Below are 18,744 nucleotides of genomic sequence, written 5' to 3'. Positions count from 1 at the left end.
TGAAGAGGGATCTGACCCCGTTAAGGCTGGCGCAACCTCAGCCGCACTCGACGAAATAGAATTGGGGTCAGATCCCGTCTCAATTGAAACCACGACTCAATCAACTGCAGCATTTTTATCAAAGTGGGATCTGACCCCGATTAGGCTTGCGCAACCTCAGCCGGACAAAAAACCAAGACATAAAAAAACCGGAGCAAGCTCCGGTTTCTTCTTTAACTAAAAACTAAAACTTATTTAGCGTTCTTAGCACGCTTGCGTTCGTTTTCAGTTAGTAACTTCTTACGCAGACGAATGCTCTCTGGTGTTACTTCTACCAGCTCATCATCTTCAATAAACTCTAGCGCCTGCTCAAGAGTGTGCTTGATTGGCGGAGTAAGAATAGTGGCTTCATCAGTACCCGATGCACGTACGTTGGTTAGCTGCTTACCCTTAGTTGGGTTTACCGCCAAGTCATTACTGCGCGAATGAATACCGATAATCTGGCCTTCGTAGATATCAATACCGTGACCCAAGAACAAACGACCACGATCCTGCAAGCTGTATAGGGAGTAGCTCAAGGTTTTACCCTTCACCATAGAAACCAATACGCCGTTTTGACGCTTAGCCACTTCACCCTGCTTTACTTCACCGTAGTGATCGAAGATGCTGGTCATGATACCTGAACCCGAAGTTAGGGTTAGGAACAAGCCACGGAAACCAATCAAACCACGCGAAGGAACGATAAATTCTAATTTAACGCGACCTTTTCCATCTGGCTCCATATTAGTCATTTCAGCTTTACGTAAGCCAAGCTCTTCCATGACCGAACCTTGATGCTGCTCTTCAACGTCAATCACAACCGCTTCAAAAGGCTCTTGCATTACGCCATCGATTTCTTTTTGAATTACTTCAGGGCGGGATACACCCATTTCAAAACCTTCACGGCGCATGGTTTCAATCAGTACCGACAAGTGCAATTCACCACGGCCTGATACGATAAATTTATCAGCGCTATCACCCTGCTGTACACGCAGTGCTACGTTGTGAATCAATTCCTGATCCAAGCGCTCTTTAATATTGCGCGAAGTAACCAGCTTACCCTCTAAGCCCGCGAACGGAGAATCGTTAACCATAAAGGTCATCGATACGGTTGGCTCATCAACGCTCAATGCTGGTAGAGTTTCAACATTATCTGGATCACATAAAGTGTCAGAAATACCCAAGCCATCGATACCATTGATACAAACAATGTCACCCGCGCTGGCTAATTCGGTGTCCACACGATCAAGACCCAAGTAGCCCTTAACGTTAAGTACTTTACCTTTACGAGTAGAACCATCGGCCGCTGCAATCACAACCTGCTGGTTTGGCTTTAACGTACCGCGAGAAATACGGCCAACACCAATTACGCCCACGTAGCTGTCATAGTCCAAAGCGGAGATTTGCATTTGGAAAGGCGCTTCTGGATCAACCTTAGGTGCGGAAACGCGCTCGGTGATCATTTCGAATAGCGGGGTCATGTCTTCAGCCAAGTCATCTGGCTCTTGACCGGCAACACCATTTAGCGCCGAAGCGTAAATGATTGGGAAGTCTAGCTGCTCATCAGTCGCACCTAAACGATCGAATAGATCGAAAACTTGATCGATTACCCAATCAGGACGCGCGCCCGGACGGTCAACTTTGTTGACCACAACGATTGGGTTCAAGCCTTTCTCAAAGGCCTTAGAGGTTACAAAGCGAGTTTGTGGCATTGGGCCATCTACCGCATCAACCAATAGCAATACTGAATCCACCATCGATAGTACACGCTCTACCTCACCACCGAAGTCGGCGTGCCCAGGGGTGTCCACGATGTTAATGCGATAGCCATTCCACTCAATGGCGGTGTTCTTCGCCAAGATAGTAATACCGCGCTCTTTTTCCTGGTCGTTGGAATCCATCACACGCTCGGCGCCTTCATCACGACGGCTCAAGGTGCCAGATTGGCTCAGCAACTTATCAACTAGGGTGGTCTTGCCATGGTCAACGTGGGCAATAATGGCAATATTGCGTAAATTCTCGATCACAATGTATCTCTCTAAAAAACAGCCCAGCTGGGCGAAGAAGCGCGGCATTATACAGAGACTGCCTGACGAAATCATGAGCAATTTAGGTTTTTTATGGGGGATCGAGTGACTTTGTTACAGAAGGGGATGCAAAGCGAGGCAAAGGGCCTCAAAGAGCCTGTTAGTAAGCACAAACTACCCAAATGCTTACCGGTAGAATATTGGGGTCCGGCTATAAAGAGCAGGTTTTAAGGGCCCGCCCTCATAGAGATTTACTGCCAACCGTAGCGACTGCCTTTTTCCTTACGCTTAGCTTTGGTTTTTTCGTTTTCGTTTTTAATCAGCTCATACTTAGCCAAGCTGAGCTTTGATTTATCAGAAGCACAATTCACATAATAGTGATCGCTTTTGCCGCCGCCCATTTCATTCTCGTACAAATAGGCTTCCATATAGACCAGATATTGGCCTTTTTTATTGTCCAAGCGGCTAGAGCGGGTATCTACCGATAGGGTTTTTAACTGCTTACCCAAGCTTTTGCGGGTATAGCGCTCACATGCAATGCGAGCATCATTGAGGCTAAGCTTGCCATACACCGGAATACCGTCACTGAAGGTATCTGGATCAGCCAGAGCAGGCCCTTGATTTGCGACAAACATACCGACAGCTGTAGCCACCACCACCACGCCAATAAGGCCACCAATGACCTTCTTCTGTTTACTTTGGGATTCCTGTGACTTCTTTGCCATGCTTGTTCGCTCGCTGCGCTGCTATCTTGTCTCTACTGAGGCTATCGGACAAACGGTTATCTTCTTGAGCTGTATTTGGCATAAAAGCTCAAAAACTGACACCGAATGCCCCAATTCCCTAAGAGTATAGTTAGCAATTCCTAGCCTGCAGGCTTTTCACGCATATCGCGATAACATAAGCGGCTTAATTTAGGATGGTTTAACAAGCGGGTTAACAAAGCGACTAGCAGCAAGGAAAACAGTAATCGCCCCCAGAAGATGGCATTAAAATCTGCACCCAGCAGTAAAATCAGTAAGGTATCTTCGATAAGGCTGTGCAATAAGCTCAACATCATGATGGCGCTAAAGACATCCTTGGGCTCTACCCTTCCCTGACGCGCCTCATCAATTAAGATACCACCACCAAAGGCCATACCCAGTGTGATGCCGGTAATTGTAATGGTCATGGCGCTTTTGGCGATACCCAGTAATTTAAGCACCGGCGCCAAGCACCAGGCGATCAGGGCCTCCACGCCCAACACCCTAAGCAGACGCAGCACAGCCAGCAATAAAGCCACAATCAAGAAGATCACCACAAAGCTCAGTAGCTGCTCCTGGGCCCAGCCCCACCACGTGGTCGCCTGTTCAAAATCAGGCTGCCATAACAGCTCTGCCGCCTGGTCTTGGGGCCAGAACTCATAAGCAAGCTTGATCAGCCAAGCAAAAACAATTGCACCCACAATGCGCAGCACCAGGCTAAAGACCACCGAGACACCAGCCTGACGGGCAATCGCCACCTCCATGGGCAAGCCATGAGCAATCAGCATCATCGCCCCTAAAATGCTGATTTGGGACTGACTTAAAGGCTCACCTAACTGCACATACACCAACATGCCGGCGTAAATATTGGACAGCATAGTCGCGGCCCACACCAAGGACATGGAATCAGGTAGGCCAACTGCCTGCATAAGCGGAGCAAGAAAGTCGGCCAATAACTCATTAAAGCCCCACTGATCGAGCAATTTCACAGCAATAACAACTGGCAGCATGACTTTAAATAGGCTCCAACAGACCCTTTGAGTCTCGGCCCACCAATCGTTAAAGAACTTCTGCACTACCACCACCTCTTCGATATACAGCGCCTTCAAAATAAGGCCTTCAGATTAAAGGTATTGTGCCTGATGTGACTATCGAATTATTTTGTATTTGTAGGCTTATGGCTAATATTTGATTTATTATGAACACATTACTTTATTGAGTTTCTTATAAAGCAAGAAAAATGAAATCTTATAATCTAGACCGCATAGACATCGCCATCTTGTCTCAGCTCCAGCAAGACAACCGCATTGCCAATCAGGCACTGGCTGCCCAAGTGGGCTTGTCACCACCCGCCTGTCTGCAAAGGGTTAAGCGCTTGCGGGAAAGCGGGATCATTTTGCAGGAAGCCGCCATGCTCGATCCGCAGCTTGCTGGGCACGGCTTGCAGTTGATTGTCAGCGTTGAAATGGAACGTGATCGGCAAGAAATCTATCGCGAGTTTCGCGAGGCAGTACTAGCGGCAAAAGAAGTTACCCAATGCTATCAAGTCACTGGTGAAGTGGATTTTATTTTACTGATATCGGTGCGCGATATTCACGCCTATGAAAAGTTTATTGACCGCGTATTGCACAGCAATAGCAACATTCGAAAATTTCACAGCTCCATTTCCATTCGAACCGTGAAGTTTGAAACCGCCTTAAATTTAGAAGAGCATGGCGATTAATGCTCTTCTAAATTTAGCAATCGCCTTTAGACAAAAGCTCTAGACATCAGCTCTTAGATAAAAGCCCCCAAGATAAAAGCTATAGGCCACTAAGGGCGATAAACGCCAACGGCATAACCATCGTCAGCCAAATGACTGGCATGCAAGCGGCTCATAATGCCCTTATCGCAATATAGATAGTAAGGACCACCTTCTTTTAAGCTCGCCGCTTTGGTACTGAGACTATAAAAAGGAATGCAAATAACTTCTTGCTCAGGAAGTTTCAGCGGACTTTGCTCTACCTCGTCTGGGTGACGAATATCAATCACCTTCGCTGCAGCTGGCAGCTGTGCAAGAATTTCTACTTCAACGCTTTCCTGCTCTGTATCCGCCATGATTTCATCAATGGTCTGCACATTGCGATCGCTTACTGCACGCTCTAGCACAGAGAAGTCAAAATTTTCTTCCTGCTCTAGAACATCTTCCATCTTAGCAGCAGTGGTTGGCTTCTTAGAGATTACGCCACAATACTCAGGCATAGCCGCAGCAAATTCTTCTGTGCCGATTTTACGTGAGATATCGATAATGTCGTTTTTATCCATGGTGATCAACGGACGCAACACCAAGGTATCAGTTACCTTATCGATGACAGATAAATTTGTAAGCGTCTGACTAGAAACCTGGGCCACGCTTTCACCTGTAACTAACGCCTGAATTTCCATCTCGTCGGCGACTTGCTCAGCGGCACGTAACATCATGCGCTTAAGGATCACTCCCATATGGGAGTTCTTTACGTTTTTAAGAATCTCGCCCACAACTTCTTCAAAAGGCACAGTTACAAAACGCACCTTGTGAGAAGAGCCGAATTTATTCCACAAATAAAATGAAACTTCCTTTACGCCAATCTCATGCTCACGGCCACCCAAATTAAAAAAGCAATAATGGGTACGTAAGCCGCGCTTCAATGTGAGATAGCTGGAAACCGTTGAATCAAAACCGCCCGATATCAAAGACAAGACAGAATCCTGTGTCCCCATAGGGAAGCCACCCATACCCTGGCGCCTTGCTTCAACCACAAACAGCTGATTGTCTTTAACTTCCAGTTGCACAGTAATGTCGGCGTTTTTAAGGCTTACGCCTGCAGCCTCGGTGTGCTGGTTTAAACCACCACCTACATAGCGTTCTAAATCAGTAGAGGTAAATTCGTGACTGCCAGTGCGCTTTACTCGCACACAAAAAGTTTTACCCGCAAGCGCATCCTTCCAGTGCAGCATGGTTTTTTCAAACACATCATGCTGATCACCTAATGGGTATTGATGCACCAATGAGAAGTGCGCGATACCTGGCGTACAAGCCAACACCTGACTGATCTTCTGAATTAACTGCGGGTCATCGCCGTCCGCCATAACATCGATTTTTTCCCACTCACGGGTCACTTTGATGCCCGCGTCAATTGGGCGCAGCAAATCACGCAGATTATTGCGCAGTTGCTTAATAAAGCGCTTGCGTACAGGTGCGCTTTTAATGGTGATCTCTGAAAAAAGGCGAACAATAATGTGCATAAGTCTTGCTTTATACCTAATAAGGAATCGAGTAAAGAAACGAGGCCGCAATGCCAGCTAAAATGACGCCGAGCAGCGAGGGGGCGGGATTATAAAACAGTCGCCAGGATTTCTCACGGTTACTTTTTCATCAAATGACTTGTTTGTGGTTCTTTTTTGTTCAGCTCTGCACAATCCAGCCCAGCAAACTGCACCAAAAGCGCCCGAACGACAAACACCGCAGCAAATTGCACTATATTGGTGCTTTATTTTTCAAAAAACACCAATTTGGCGCACAATTTTGGTGCCATGGGTATCAAGGCCCTTAAAAACACTGGCTATCCGCCCTAAATAAGACTGGCATGGTATTTGCCATGTGTAGACCCGTATGCATTAAGGTCGCAGACCCGGCAAGGGAATAGACCGCGCATTTATTATATTAGCCATGACCATAGCACCCTGGAGGTTGAAGATGTCAGAGAATACCCTGAAGCTGATCGAAGAGAGCGAAGCCCGTTGGGTAGATCTGCGTTTTACCGATACTAAAGGTAAAGAGCAGCACGTAACGATTCCCGCCAAAGTTGTTGACGAAGATTTCTTCGAAGACGGCCAAATGTTCGACGGTTCTTCCGTTGCCGGCTGGAAAGGCATTAACGAGTCTGACATGATCTTGATGCCAGATGACGAGTCTGGTGTATTAGACCCATTCACCGACGAGCCTACCGTAATCGTTCGCTGTGACATTGTTGAGCCTTCCACTATGCAAGGCTACGAGCGTGACCCACGTTCAGTTGCTAAGCGCGCTGAAGAGTACTTGAAGTCTACCGGCCTAGGCGACACCGCTTTCTTTGGTCCTGAGCCTGAGTTCTTCGTTTTTGACGACGTAAAGTGGAAAGACGACATGAGCGGTTGCAGCTTCGAGATCAATTCTGAAGAAGCCGCATGGTCTAGCAACAAATCTTTCGCTGATGGCAACATGGGCCACCGCCCTCGCGTTAAAGGCGGTTACTTCCCAGTACCACCAGTAGACAGCCTACACGACATTCGTGCTGCCATGTGTAATGCCATGGAAGCCATGGGCCTAGACGTTGAAGTACACCACCACGAAGTAGCCACTGCCGGTCAGTGTGAAATTGGTGTGGTTTTCAACACCATGGTTAAAAAAGCTGACGAAGTTCAGATTCTAAAATACTGCGTACACAATGTTGCTCACGCTTACGGCAAGACAGCGACCTTTATGCCTAAGCCAATCGTTGGCGACAACGGTTCTGGTATGCACGTGCACCAGTCTTTCTGGAAAGATGGCGAAAACCAGTTTGCCGGTAACGGCTACGCTGGCCTATCTGAAACTGCCCTTTACTACACCGGCGGTATCATTAAGCACGCTAAAGCCATTAACGCTTTCTCTAACCCAGGCACCAACTCTTATAAGCGTTTGGTTCCAGGTTTTGAAGCGCCAGTTATGTTGGCTTACTCGGCTCGCAACCGTTCAGCCTCTATCCGTATTCCATACGTTGCCTCACCAAAAGGTAAGCGTATTGAAGCACGCTTTGCTGACCCAATTGCCAACCCATACCTGTGCTTCGCTGCTATGTTGATGGCTGGCCTAGACGGTGTTCAGAACAAGATCCACCCTGGCGATGCAGCCGATAAAGACTTGTACGACTTGCCAGCTGAAGAAGCAGCAGCAATTCCACAGGTAGCCGGTAGCTTGCGTGAAGCTTTGGATGCACTGGCTGAAGATCACGAGTTCCTAACTCGCGGTGGTGTTTTCACCGAAGACATGATCGAAGCTTACATCGACCTGAAGATGGAAGAAGTAAATCGCGTAGAGCAGACCACTCACCCTGTTGAGTTTGACATGTACTACAGCGTATAAGCTATTGATTGGGCAGGCGCCTTGAGCGTCCTGCCCAGTTTTATCTCTGTACATCACCCCCAATCTCAATCCCTCCCCCCCTCCAAACTCAACCCTTTATTAACCTAGTCACAGACAATTACCCTTTTCCCACACAAGCAAGCCTTAAAAAGTTGCCTATACTCAATAAAACAGCGCAAGAATAACTCTCAGATAGAGAGCCGAGTTGTTAGTGAACCTTGACCAATCAAGATTCACCTAAGCCTCACAACTGCAGGATAGATCGTGCATTGCATTACTCGTTTTCTTATTTTTTTGCTTCTCTGTAGCACGACACATGGCGAGTCTTTACCCCTACTCGCTCGCCATGGCCAAGAGCTCATTTCGCATATACATGATAAAGGCCAGCTGGGCACACCACGAGTAAGAGCACTTGCCCAAGATCAGCAAGGCTTTATTTGGATAGGCAGCGAGCATGGATTATTTCGCTATGACGGTTATGAATTCAAAGCTTATAGACCCGATAGCAATAACCCGCACAGCATTATCGAAGATAAAATCTACGCCCTGCTTGCCGCAAAAGACGGGCGCCTATGGATAGGAACAAAATCCACTCTGTCAGTTTATGACCCAGAGCTGGATCGCTTTTCCTTTTATCGAAATGATCCAGACGACCCCAACAGCTTAGCCAATAACGAAGTTTATCGTCTCTATGAAGACAAAAATGGAGGCATCTGGGCAGCAACCTATGACGGCATAAGCCATCTACCCTACGGTAAGCAAACTTTTACCAATTACCGAGCGGATGGCCCCAATGAGCAAAGGCTGAGCCATAGCACTGTGTTTGATATTATTGAAGATCGGCACGGGAAAATGCTCGTCGCGACAGATGGCGGAATCGATATTCTCGACCTTGAAAGCCAAACGATTCAATCCTTGCAAAGTTATAGCAATACCCCCGAAATCGAATCGAAAAGAGCCTATAACTTTTTTAAAGACTCCCAGCAAAGAATTTGGGTAGGCACGTACAGAGGGGGTTTACTATGGCTGGCCGACGACGACCGCACCGTTGTCCGCGGCCACCCAAGTCACTCTCAATTTCCAGCCCTACCACACGCCACCATTCGACACATTATCCAAGCGAATGAGCAGGAAATTTGGGCATCGGTATATGGCAAAGGCATTGCCGTCATCGATCGCCAATCTGGGCGATTTCTAAGAGCTTTAAGCACACAGCGCGGCTTCGATAACAGCTTGGCAAACAATACCGTGCACACCATGCTAAAAGACAAAACCGGCCTTATATGGATTGCCTATTTAGCGGGTAATCAAAGCTTAAGCACTGTTAACAGTAATGCGCCGGGCAGTAAAATTATTTACAGTCATGATAACAAGCAAAACCAGCTGGATATTAAAGAAGTCAGCGCCATGGGCAAACTGGGTGATGAGGGTTTTCTTCTTGCCGGGGAGGGGCTCAACTTAATAGATAAGAACGGCGACAAAATCCCCCTACCTAAATCGCTTCTAGAAGTCGACAAAGAACTCAGACACTTCAGCCAAAGCAGCGACCAGAACCCAATAAAATTGACCAATATAAAGACTCTGAGCGATGGCAGCACTGCTATTGTCTACCAGGATCGTCGTATAAAACGATACCAAAGATCCCAAGCATCTCTTGAAGACATCAAGGTAAATGACTTTTGTGATTCCCTCGGCGTCAGCAGTGTTATTGCAAACCATGCATGGTTTAGCTGCAATACACTTTCTCTGCTGCGCGTTAATTTGGCTAGCGGGGAAAATCAAGAATTCCGAATGGAGTCCCCCAACAATGTCATATACAGCTACACCAACAATATTATTCTTGACCAGCAAAATACTCTTTGGGTTTCATCGGAACACGGGCTTTTCTCATTAGAAAACGCACTCTCAGCAGACAGTGAATCAGCCCTCCACGCAAGCCACCTAGTGGGTGTCGATGTCAAAACCATTCACATGGATAAACGAGGGATTCTACGAGCCGACACAAGTAACGGTTTATTTGAAGGTCGCACAAAAGACTCTAAGATCCATTTTGAGAGGCTCAATAATATAAAAAGCGCTCCTCAAGGTTCGTTTTTTCTTGGTGTCATGGTCGAAGATAATGTCGGCCGTCTATGGGGCAGCAAAGGGGTTTTTGATAAGCGAAACAACAGCTTTTACCCATTAAACCAATCCGACGGCTATTTTTTAAGCCAAGGCAAATTAGCCGTATCCTACTCAGACAAAGAACTGCTTTTTTCAACGCCAAACGGGCTCATCTCCATACTGCCAGACACATTAAACATCCCACAACAAGCAGCAAACCTTGCTTTTAGCAATGTATCGCTAGATGGTGAGGCTTTAAATTTTTACAATCAGCCAAGTATCAGCATGAAGGCCGCTGAATCTACACTCTCCGTGGAACTAGCCATATTGGATTTTACCAACCCAGGAAAAAATCGATTTCAGTACAACCTGCAAAATGAACAAGGCCAATGGCAAAGTATCCCCCCTGGCCAGCATAGCTTACTGTTTAGCAATCTAGCACCCGGAAGTTACACGCTTCATCTAAGAGGGACAAACAGCAGAAATATTGAAACCATCCCCAACAAAGCCATAAGCATAGAAGTGCTACCACAGTGGTATCAATCAAATGCTTTCAAAGCTGCGTGTACTCTGCTGATCATTTTGGCTTTACTGGGTTTCTATCGACTCAGGTTGTACCAACACAAACAGGAAAAGCGAAAGCTTTCTAAACTGGTTTCGGACCGAACCCAAGAGCTACATCAAAAAAATAACGATCTAGAGCTGCGCGGCCAACAACTCGGCGAGGCTCTTGATGAGCTTATGGAAACCCAAGAACAACTACTGGAAAAAGAAAAGATGGCTGCTTTGGGAGAACTGGTTTCAGGGGTGGCTCACGAAGTTAATACACCACTGGGTATCAGCGTCACGGCCGCATCCCATCTCCACGATAGTAGCCGATCACTGCAAAGTAATTTTGAAGACGGGTCCCTCACCCAAGATATCCTCAAAAGCTACCTGAGAAATACCATCAAAACCACCAGCATAATCTTGGCAAACCTAAACCGCTCTTCCGAACTCATCCGCAACTTTAAAAATGTTTCCGTTGATCAACACAACGAGGTATTTTCAAAAATACAACTAAAGGATTATCTCAGTCAGATTCTCGAGACATTATCCCCGACCGTCAAAAATTCTAATTGCAAAGTACATATCCAATGCCCTGAGAACATAGTGCTGCACAGTTACCCAGGCATCGTCGCACAGCTGATTACCAATCTAGTTAATAACGCTATTCAACACGGCTGCGCGCCCAACAAAGGGGGTAATATTTATATTGATGTACACAGCCAGGATCAATCTGTGTTACTGGTTCACCGCGATGATGGTGTCGGAATTTCGCCAAGCATAAAGCGTAAAATTTATGATCCTTTTTTTACCACCAAGCGAGGCAAAGGCGGATCTGGCCTAGGCCTGAGTATAGTTTTTAATCTGGTCACTCAGCGATTAGGTGGCAGCATCGTTTGCAGCACCGAAGCCCCCGAAGGGGCAATGTTCGAAGTCACCTTGCCTAAGAACTTGGATCAGGCCGTCGACCAAGCCCAAGATCAAGCTGAATCTGAATACGAAGCACTAGCGGGTAAAAATGTGCTTCCTGACGAAAACGCATCTGAGCATTCCACTAGCAAAGATACTGAACTGCCAAGCACAAGCCCCTAGCCACAAAAAACAGCCCCCTCCAGAACATCATTCAATAAAAGCCACATTAAGCTCGTTTTTACTACTACCTTTTGCCTAGTCAGTTATAATTGCTCCCCATGCATTAATCCCAGTCGAGCGAGCGTTATAGATTTCGATGAAAAGGCCCTTATTTGAAGCCATCCCCGGTCTTGGTAAACACATTCCCTCACTGGCATTAGCAAAGCTCCCGACCCCAATTGAGCCACTTCCAGAGCTGGCACCCAACCTATGGATTAAACGCGACGATAAGACCAACACCCTTTACGGGGGCAACAAGGTCCGAAAGCTAGAATTCATTCTCGCCGACGTCATAAGATCGAAAAAAAAGGATCTGGTCAGTTTTGGAGCCATTGGCACTAACCATGGAGTTGCGACTGCAATTTATGCCTTGCAAATGGGCATTCCTCTTAGACTGCTACTGTTCAAACAGCCTGTAACCAGCCATGTGCAACAAAATTTAAAACTCATGCATCGCTTTAATGCTCAGCTTAAATTTAAAGGCTCACTGTTTAGAGCCGCACTGAGTTTTTATCTTGGCCGCCTTTTGCACTCGAAAAAACGCTATTACTTATTTGCAGGCGGCTCTAATATTCCCGGTTGCATTGCCTTTGTTAACGCGGCCTTTGAGCTCAAACAACAAATCGATGCCGGTATTGTGCCAGAGCCCGATTACATCTACTGCCCAGTTGGCTCCAGCGCGACATTGGCCGGCTTAAGTTTGGGCTGCACCTTAGCTGGGTTAAAATCACAATTGGTCGGCATACGCGTGGCCCCCTCCCATATTGGGCCTATTCCTGCCTGTACTCGCGGCACCGTGCATAAACTACGACGCGCTTGTTACAGATACCTATGCCAAATAGAACCAAGCCTTAAAGGCATCGAGCTTCCTGAGATTCAACTGCAGGACAACTACTATGGCCGAGGATACGGTCATGCCAGCAACGAAGGCCTATGGGCACAGCAGATGTTTGAGCAAACCCAAATAGAGCTTGAGCCCACTTATACCGCCAAAACTGCCGCCGCCGCACTAAACTGTTGCGCCAACCAAAGCGACAAAAAGATACTTTATTGGCATACGTTTAACTCCGCCGACGTTAAAGATCTGGCAGCGAAGGCAGATGTCACCAGCATACCTAAAGAGCTGCACCGATTTTTGCAAGCGCAGCCACTTTAATCGTAGACTGGGAGATAAGGCACTTTTTTGAAGTACTGCAATCTAAATAGAAGCGCGGTGATTTAGATATTTAAAAACGCCTTACACCATAAGCCTTAATGAGACAGCCAGGTAAAAACAGTATGAAATCCTATATTGTGCTCTTGCTAGCAGCTTTAGCCATTAGCCCGGCAATCGCTCAGATTTATAAAAATATCGATGAGCAGGGCAATGTCACCTATAGCGACACGCCTGCTGATGAGGCGAACAACGAGAAAATCGAGCTGCCTCCTGTAAACACCACCCCGGGCTTAGATCTTGAAAAGCTGGCGCAGCAGCGCCAACAGGTGGAATCGCGTTTTAACAGCAACTACAAGCTTTACCTACGTAGCCCCAAAGATGGCAGCCACTTAATGGCCCACCAGCGCGATCTTCATATTGAAGCGGCTTTTGAGGTGAATGTGCGCAGTAACAGCCCAGAACAAAGCAAGATCGATGACGCCAAACAGGCGGCCATCGCGGCTGCTCAAATTAAAATCTATATGGATGGCCAGCTGCTGCCGAGCCAAGATGGCAAAGCAACAGTGAAGGAGGTTTTCCGTGGCGAGCATAAAATTGAAGCTCGCCTAGTAGACTCCAACGGCAAACAGCTCACCAAGCCTGCCAAGGCCACCATTTGGGTGCACAGACCCCGAGCCAACTAAAGCAACAGCCCCTTATTCGATCATAGCCAATACACTTACGCACCATATTGGTGCACCCCCTCGAAAAGTTCGCTATTATTCCTGCATCTAGACTTGCCAAAGATAGGAGGCTTGTATTTTTCTTCTTATTAATCAATAAGTTAAAAATATTTCCTTTAGGTCATACATTCTTGGTTTGCTTTTTGCTCTTACTATTCAATTGGATAAGCATGCGCCACAGCGATGCGCACACTGCCCTCAGAACTGGCGTTACAGTCCATAGAGCCAAGAGCTCAAGATTCAGACATTAAAACGCGACGGAGCTTATGAATTACCAACAACTGCTCGATAGCTTAAGTACAGCCGTGGTCATTGTAGACCCCAGCCTGCAGCTTATGCATATGAACCCGGCCGCCGAAAACCTGCTGGCGGTCAGTCGAGCACAGGTGGCCAACCAGTCTTTCTTGGAGTTCTTCCAAGAAAGTGATGAAGCCATCGAAACATTGCAGCAAGCTCTGCAGGAACATCTTCAGTACACCAAACGTCGTGCCTGCTGGCTGCTACCCAATGGCAGCCAACTCACCATTGATTACAGCGTCACCCCCTTGGCAGATGAAGAAGGCTTAGCCATTGAGATTCAGCCTTTGGATAGATTGCTGCGCATCTCTAGAGAAGAGGCTTTGCTTAGCGCCCAAGAAACCAGCCGTAACCTCGCCCGCAATATGGCCCATGAGATCAAAAACCCTCTTGGTGGCATTCGCGGAGCCGCGCAGCTGCTGGCCAAAGAACTGGATAGCGAATCATTAAAAGACTACACCCAGGTTATTATCGATGAGGCCGACCGACTTAGAAATTTGGTCGACCGCATGCTAGGCCCCAACCAGCCTCTGCAATTACGCCCCAGTAACATCCACGAAGTCTTGGAAAGAATTATTGCCGTCATTCATGCCGAGGTAGGCCAGCGTATTGTGCTGGAAAAAGATTACGACCCAAGTATCCCTGACTTACCGATTGATTCGGAGCAATTGATTCAAGCTTTATTAAACGTAGCCCGTAATGCGGTACAAGCACTACTCGAAAGCAAAACTGAAAACGCAAAAATTATTTTGCGCAGCCGTATCCAACGACAATTCACCATCGGCCAACGTTTCCATCGCCTGGTGGTGAGGGTGGACATTATCGATAACGGCCCTGGTATCCCAACGGATATATTAAGTCATATTTTTTACCCCATGATCACCGGGCGCGCAAACGGCACTGGATTGGGACTGGCAATTTCACAGCAACTTATCAGCCAGCACGGCGGTTTAATTGAATGTGATAGCCAGGTCGGCAACACACAATTTTCTATTTATTTACCCCTCGGCAAGGCCAACGAGCAATGAATATGCAAGAACAAACGGTTTGGATTATCGACGATGACCGCAGCATACGCTGGGTACTTGAAAAAGCCTTGCAGCAAGCGGACATCAATACCGAAAGCTTCGCCAGTGGTGATGATGCCTTGGCACAGCTGGAACGCAAACAGCCTACGGTGATCATCAGTGACATTCGCATGCCTGGCACCGACGGCCTATCGCTCCTAGGACAGTTGCAAGAACGCTTTCCAAATCTGCCAGTTATTATTATGACAGCACACTCAGATCTGGAAAGTGCGGTATCCGCTTATCAAAGTGGTGCCTTTGAGTACCTGCCAAAACCTTTCGATATTGATGAAGCGGTTGCGATGACACAGCGCGCTTTAATTCAAGCTGCCGAACAGTTTCAGCAAAACCCAAATACCGAAGACAGTGATGCCGAAATTATTGGCGAAGCACCTGCTATGCAAGAAGTGTTTCGTGCAATCGGCCGCCTATCACAGTCGAATATTACCGTACTAATTAATGGCCAAAGCGGTACGGGTAAGGAGCTGGTTGCGCAGGCCTTGCACCGCCACAGCCCCCGCAAGCAGAATCCTTTTATTGCCCTCAATATGGCAGCTATTCCCAAGGACTTAATGGAGTCGGAGTTATTTGGCCATGAAAAAGGCGCGTTTACCGGCGCCAGTAGCTTACGTCAAGGCCGCTTTGAACAAGCTGATGGCGGAACTTTATTTCTAGATGAAATTGGCGATATGCCCGCCGATACTCAAACACGATTATTGAGGGTCTTAGCCGACGGAGAATTTTATCGAGTTGGCGGCCATGTACCAGTGAAAGTTGATGTCAGAATTATCGCAGCGACTCACCAAGATTTGGAACAGCTAGTCGCCGACAATCGATTCCGCGAAGATTTATTTCATCGCCTAAATGTTATTCGAATTCATATCCCAACATTGTCCGAACGACAAGAAGATATACCCAAATTGGCAGAGCATTTTATTCGACGTGCCTCAAAAGAACTGAATGTAGAACCCAAGGTTTTATTACCCCAAACACAAGCCTTTATGTGCTCTTTAGATTGGCCGGGCAATGTTCGACAGTTAGAAAACACTTGCCGCTGGTTAACCGTAATGGCCTCAAGCCGCGAAATTCATATCGAAGATTTACCGCCAGAGCTATTAGAAAAGCAACAAGACGGCCCTAGCATGGCCAATGGTGATTGGGAAAAATGCTTACGCCAGTGGGCCGAAAATGCCCTTAAGCAAGGGCAAAAAGAAATTCTCAATAGTGCCATGCCACGCTTTGAAAAAGCGATGATTGAAACAGCCCTAAAACATACCGCCGGCCGAAAACGTGACGCCGCAGTGTTATTAGGCTGGGGAAGAAATACGCTGACGAGAAAACTTAAAGATTTACAAATGGAGCACGAATAAATTGTAATGTGCAAGGTGCTGACAATGTAAGCTAAAAAGAAAAGTGGAAAAAGCAGCCCTTGCTAATTTACTAGCTAAAGCGCCACTCCATATAGCGATGCCCGGGAACTTCATCAATAGGCGATAAACGCTCGGCACAAACTTCAAACCCTAAACGTTCATAGAGTCTCTGTGCGGCTGGGTTTTCCATCGAGACATCTAAAGCCAAACCGGCATAGCCATGCTCTTTAGCAATACCAGCTGCATAATCGATCAACTTAGAGCCAATTCCTAATCCTTGGGCTTCTGGTGCGACAGCGAGATGGGCCACCACTAAAAGATCATCAGCGGGCGGTTTAATAACCTGATCAATCACATTAGAGCGCTTAGCCACTCCCCAAATACGCCAGCGGAAAAATCCAATCACCGACATAATGGTTGGCAGATACATAGCACTTAGGCCGCGGTTATCGTAATTAAACATGGAGCCCAACACCGTACCGTTGCGGCGTACAAGGACATGGTTGCGATGGGAATACTGACCATTACGACGCTGCGCTGCATGTAGAAGATAATCTTTCGCCGTCATTCGCTTACCACCTAAGGCCTTTGCACCGAAAACATAATCAAATGCCTTTGGGCCAGAGCTGTAGATAAGATCGGCCATGGCAGCGGCATCCTCAGGAGCAGCACCTTCTATTTGAATATCTTCCATGGGATCTTATGCATGCCTTATTAGAATTAGCAGAAAAGCGAAGATTACAGCATAGACCAAATTTTAAAAGCCACCAAAGAGTTTTATGGGCTTAAATTGGAGGGAAGGCTATCATGGGAAACGCTGTTCAAATAAACAGCAAACCAGCCTTCCAAGAAGGGAACCGAAAAAAGCCAGATATAAAAAACGCCGCATAAGCGGCGTTTTTTATCGGAAGATAAGCAACTCTTAGTGAGCAGTATCTTCGGCCGGAGCTTCGCCAGCTTGTTGCTGTTGCTGCTGTACAGCCTGAGCAAACAATGCGTCGAAGTTTACAGGTGGCAACATCAAAGCAGGGAAGCTGCCCTTACCTACGATATTGTCGATAGCTTCACGAGCGTATGGGAACAAGATGTTCGGGCACATGGTGTTCAATACGTGAGTTAGCTGCTGCTCGTCCAAACCAGAGATAGCAAAGATACCCGCCTGGTGAACTTCGGCCAAGAATGCAGTTTCTTCGCCCAACTTAACGGTTACAGTGATGGTCAAGGTCACTTCGTAGTTGTTGTCGTCTAGCTTGTTTACCTTGTTGCCCAACTCTTGGTTTACAGCTGGCTGCCACTGCTTGGTAAACGCTTCGGCGCCCATAGGAGCTTCGAAGGAGATGTCTTTAACGTATAAACGCTGAACCGCGAATTGTTGACCGGTTTGTTCTTCTGCTGCCGCTGCAGCTTCTTGGTTATGCTCTTCAGCCATAATCTTGCCTACTTTAAATTTAAGGTGTTTAACACCTGTTATTGTCTACTATCCATATTACTAAACGATAAATCGCTGCGAATTTATCGCCGTTTTTATCGCTCTTCAACCAGCTTCAGCGTTAAGCGAAGTTAAAGTTGCCGGGCCAATACCCAACAGATTGGGGTGGTTTTCTTGATTTCAAGGCCACCGCCAATACCCTTAACCCAACAAACCATCCAGCTTGCCGGCACGCTCCAGGGCGTATAGATCGTCGCAGCCACCAACATGGCGCTCACCGATCCAAATTTGCGGCACCGTACGCTGCTGTGCCTTGTTGATCATTTCGGCACGCACTTCAGGCTGCCCATCAACTTTAATCTCTTTGAAATCAACGCCCTTGCCTGTCAGCAAAGCCTTGGCTCGATGGCAAAAGGGGCAAAAATCACTGGAATAGATGGTTACTTCAGACATAAGTCCTCCTACTTTTTAACCACAGGTAGGTTTTGACCCTGCCAATCCATCATGCCGCCACTTAAACGGCTAATGCTGAAACCACGCTGGGCAAGCTGCTTGCCTACGGCACCAGCATGTTGACCCATCTTATCAACGATAACGATGGTCTTTCCCTCATACTTATCCATCTCAACGATGCGTTTTTCCATCGCGTTGAAAGGAATATTTACGGCATCCACAATATGGCCAGCTTTATAGTCTTTGGCCTCACGAACATCCAAAACCACTGCCGAGCCATCGTTCACCATGCGTGTCAGCTCATGACTGCTGATGCTCTTACCGCCCTTTTGCTTCTCGGTGAAGACATAGAGAAAAATCAGACCAAACAAAATACTGACCAACATCCACTGCTCAGTAATAAATACCAGTACGTCCACGCCTTAACAGCCCTCATTAGCGCAAAGAGACCAAATCAAACTCTGGCCGCCAAGCTCATCAAAATCAAAACGCCGCAGTATACACGCTCTAGCCTAGATTTCATGGTGTTAAGGGGCACAAAAGGGTAAAATTCGCCGTTT

16 protein-coding genes are annotated in these 18,744 nt (G+C 47.1%); 8 read left to right on the top strand and 8 right to left on the bottom strand.

Annotation, left to right across the window (positions count from 1 at the left end; all coding sequences use genetic code 11):
- On the top strand, positions 1-220 hold a 220-nt coding region (locus tag Q1A08_RS19385; RefSeq protein WP_299775999.1), incomplete at its 5' end, for a hypothetical protein.
- 10 nt (positions 221-230) lie between these two features.
- On the opposite strand, the gene typA is transcribed toward Q1A08_RS19385, so the two are convergent.
- The 3 genes from typA to Q1A08_RS19370 all read right to left on the bottom strand — a co-directional run bounded on the left by typA (position 231) and on the right by Q1A08_RS19370 (position 3,897).
- Positions 231-2,045 carry a translational GTPase TypA gene (gene typA / locus Q1A08_RS19380; protein WP_299775997.1) on the bottom strand — a complete coding sequence of 605 codons (1,815 nt, stop codon included), beginning with the start codon at positions 2,043-2,045 and terminating at the stop codon, positions 231-233.
- 251 nt (positions 2,046-2,296) lie between these two features.
- Positions 2,297-2,770 (bottom strand): hypothetical protein, encoded by a 474-nt coding sequence (locus Q1A08_RS19375; RefSeq protein ID WP_299775995.1) that lies wholly within the window; start codon positions 2,768-2,770, stop codon positions 2,297-2,299.
- 140 nt (positions 2,771-2,910) lie between these two features.
- Complete coding sequence (locus Q1A08_RS19370) at positions 2,911-3,897, bottom strand: hypothetical protein (protein WP_299775993.1); 987 nt, start codon at positions 3,895-3,897, stop codon at positions 2,911-2,913.
- Between the two features lie 131 nt (positions 3,898-4,028).
- Here Q1A08_RS19370 and Q1A08_RS19365 point away from each other — a divergent pair, with 131 nt between their 5' ends.
- A complete protein-coding gene (locus Q1A08_RS19365; protein ID WP_299775991.1) occupies positions 4,029-4,511 on the top strand; it encodes an Lrp/AsnC family transcriptional regulator in 483 nt (160 codons plus the stop codon).
- Between the two features lie 89 nt (positions 4,512-4,600).
- Here the strand turns inward: Q1A08_RS19365 and thiI are convergent, their stop codons facing one another.
- The gene (gene thiI, locus Q1A08_RS19360; RefSeq protein WP_299775989.1) at positions 4,601-6,052 is read right to left on the bottom strand and encodes a tRNA uracil 4-sulfurtransferase ThiI; all 1,452 of its coding nucleotides are present in this window, start codon (positions 6,050-6,052) and stop codon (positions 4,601-4,603) included.
- 451 nt (positions 6,053-6,503) lie between these two features.
- Between thiI and glnA the strand changes: the two genes are divergently transcribed.
- The 6 genes from glnA to glnG all read left to right on the top strand — a co-directional run bounded on the left by glnA (position 6,504) and on the right by glnG (position 16,302).
- On the top strand, positions 6,504-7,910 hold the full coding sequence (glnA, locus tag Q1A08_RS19355) for a glutamate--ammonia ligase (protein ID WP_299775987.1): 1,407 nt from the start codon (positions 6,504-6,506) through the stop codon (positions 7,908-7,910).
- A 264-nt stretch (positions 7,911-8,174) separates the two neighbouring features.
- On the top strand, positions 8,175-11,651 hold the full coding sequence (locus tag Q1A08_RS19350) for a sensor histidine kinase (protein ID WP_299775985.1): 3,477 nt from the start codon (positions 8,175-8,177) through the stop codon (positions 11,649-11,651).
- A gap of 136 nt (positions 11,652-11,787) precedes the next feature.
- On the top strand, positions 11,788-12,846 hold the full coding sequence (locus tag Q1A08_RS19345; RefSeq protein WP_299775983.1) for a pyridoxal-phosphate dependent enzyme: 1,059 nt from the start codon (positions 11,788-11,790) through the stop codon (positions 12,844-12,846).
- 122 nt (positions 12,847-12,968) lie between these two features.
- Entirely contained in the window at positions 12,969-13,529 is a 561-nt protein-coding gene (locus Q1A08_RS19340; protein WP_299775981.1) for a DUF4124 domain-containing protein, read from the top strand.
- 305 nt (positions 13,530-13,834) lie between these two features.
- Positions 13,835-14,893, top strand: coding sequence for a nitrogen regulation protein NR(II) (gene glnL, locus Q1A08_RS19335; RefSeq protein ID WP_299775979.1), 1,059 nt, complete (start codon positions 13,835-13,837; stop codon positions 14,891-14,893).
- Positions 14,894-14,895: 2 nt separating this feature from the next.
- A complete protein-coding gene (glnG, locus tag Q1A08_RS19330; protein ID WP_299776007.1) occupies positions 14,896-16,302 on the top strand; it encodes a nitrogen regulation protein NR(I) in 1,407 nt (468 codons plus the stop codon).
- A gap of 70 nt (positions 16,303-16,372) precedes the next feature.
- On the opposite strand, the gene Q1A08_RS19325 is transcribed toward glnG, so the two are convergent.
- The 4 genes from Q1A08_RS19325 to Q1A08_RS19310 all read right to left on the bottom strand — a co-directional run bounded on the left by Q1A08_RS19325 (position 16,373) and on the right by Q1A08_RS19310 (position 18,603).
- A complete protein-coding gene (locus tag Q1A08_RS19325) occupies positions 16,373-16,996 on the bottom strand; it encodes an N-acetyltransferase (protein WP_299775977.1) in 624 nt (207 codons plus the stop codon).
- 228 nt (positions 16,997-17,224) lie between these two features.
- A complete protein-coding gene (gene secB, locus Q1A08_RS19320; RefSeq protein ID WP_299775975.1) occupies positions 17,225-17,731 on the bottom strand; it encodes a protein-export chaperone SecB in 507 nt (168 codons plus the stop codon).
- 201 nt (positions 17,732-17,932) lie between these two features.
- Entirely contained in the window at positions 17,933-18,184 is a 252-nt protein-coding gene (gene grxC / locus Q1A08_RS19315) for a glutaredoxin 3 (RefSeq protein ID WP_299775973.1), read from the bottom strand.
- A gap of 8 nt (positions 18,185-18,192) precedes the next feature.
- Positions 18,193-18,603: a rhodanese-like domain-containing protein gene (locus tag Q1A08_RS19310; RefSeq protein ID WP_299775971.1), complete on the bottom strand. Its 411-nt coding sequence runs from the start codon at positions 18,601-18,603 to the stop codon at positions 18,193-18,195.
- Between the last annotated feature and the right edge of the window lie 141 nt (positions 18,604-18,744).

Source organism: uncultured Pseudoteredinibacter sp. (genome assembly GCF_947500695.1).
Classification (GTDB): Bacteria; Pseudomonadota; Gammaproteobacteria; order Pseudomonadales; family Cellvibrionaceae; genus Pseudoteredinibacter.
This window is presented reverse-complemented; position numbering and strand designations above follow the sequence as displayed.

Coding starts and splice junctions, on each gene's coding strand:
- Q1A08_RS19375 (WP_299775995.1), bottom strand. CDS start 2,770: ATGGCAAAGAAGTCACAGGAATCCCAAAGTAAACAGAAGAAGGTCATT.
- Q1A08_RS19365 (WP_299775991.1), top strand. CDS start 4,029: ATGAAATCTTATAATCTAGACCGCATAGACATCGCCATCTTGTCTCAG.
- thiI (WP_299775989.1), bottom strand. CDS start 6,052: ATGCACATTATTGTTCGCCTTTTTTCAGAGATCACCATTAAAAGCGCA.
- glnA (WP_299775987.1), top strand. CDS start 6,504: ATGTCAGAGAATACCCTGAAGCTGATCGAAGAGAGCGAAGCCCGTTGG.
- Q1A08_RS19345 (WP_299775983.1), top strand. CDS start 11,788: ATGAAAAGGCCCTTATTTGAAGCCATCCCCGGTCTTGGTAAACACATT.
- Q1A08_RS19340 (WP_299775981.1), top strand. CDS start 12,969: ATGAAATCCTATATTGTGCTCTTGCTAGCAGCTTTAGCCATTAGCCCG.
- glnL (WP_299775979.1), top strand. CDS start 13,835: ATGAATTACCAACAACTGCTCGATAGCTTAAGTACAGCCGTGGTCATT.
- glnG (WP_299776007.1), top strand. CDS start 14,896: ATGCAAGAACAAACGGTTTGGATTATCGACGATGACCGCAGCATACGC.
- Q1A08_RS19325 (WP_299775977.1), bottom strand. CDS start 16,996: ATGGAAGATATTCAAATAGAAGGTGCTGCTCCTGAGGATGCCGCTGCC.
- secB (WP_299775975.1), bottom strand. CDS start 17,731: ATGGCTGAAGAGCATAACCAAGAAGCTGCAGCGGCAGCAGAAGAACAA.
- grxC (WP_299775973.1), bottom strand. CDS start 18,184: ATGTCTGAAGTAACCATCTATTCCAGTGATTTTTGCCCCTTTTGCCAT.